This is a genomic window from Phormidium sp. CCY1219 (assembly GCF_055795085.1).
In genome coordinates this window covers 1-411 of record NZ_JAYFEQ010000477.1, presented here as the reverse complement: position 1 = coordinate 411, position 411 = coordinate 1, and the positions used below count along the sequence as shown (strand labels likewise).

The window sequence follows — 411 nt, the reverse complement described above, 5'->3', positions numbered from 1 at the left end:
TTGAATATGGCATCAATCGCATCATGCGCTGACCTTCCTGGCCTAAATCCGTATGAGTCTGCCTCAAATCGGGCTTCTCATTGGGGTTCTAATGCCAGTTTAACCAAGGCTTGTTCGGCTCTATCCTTTATCGTCGGAATCCCTAAAGGACGCTTTTCATCGCGCCCTGGTTTTGGAATCCATATTCTGCGTAAGGCACGGGCTTTGGAATCTTTCCCAAGTTTTTGAGTTAAGTCAAACCGTTGTTTTTGCTTCCTCCTCAATCTCACCCCGACTAAGACTTGCGCTTACACTTATCACTACTCAGCTTATCGACCTTTTGACTGAGAGTCCAAGTCGGGTTATCTCGTTCCATCATCTGGGGTGTTATGCCGACGCCTCCATCTTTCCCCCGAGGTACTTTTGCAAGTC

General features: G+C 47.7%; 1 pseudogene. It reads right to left on the bottom strand.

Going from position 1 to position 411, the window contains the following annotated elements:
• A pseudogene (locus AC0QH1_RS12060) lies at positions 1–248 on the bottom strand (group II intron reverse transcriptase/maturase); the annotation flags it as partial.
• Between the last annotated feature and the right edge of the window lie 163 nt (positions 249–411).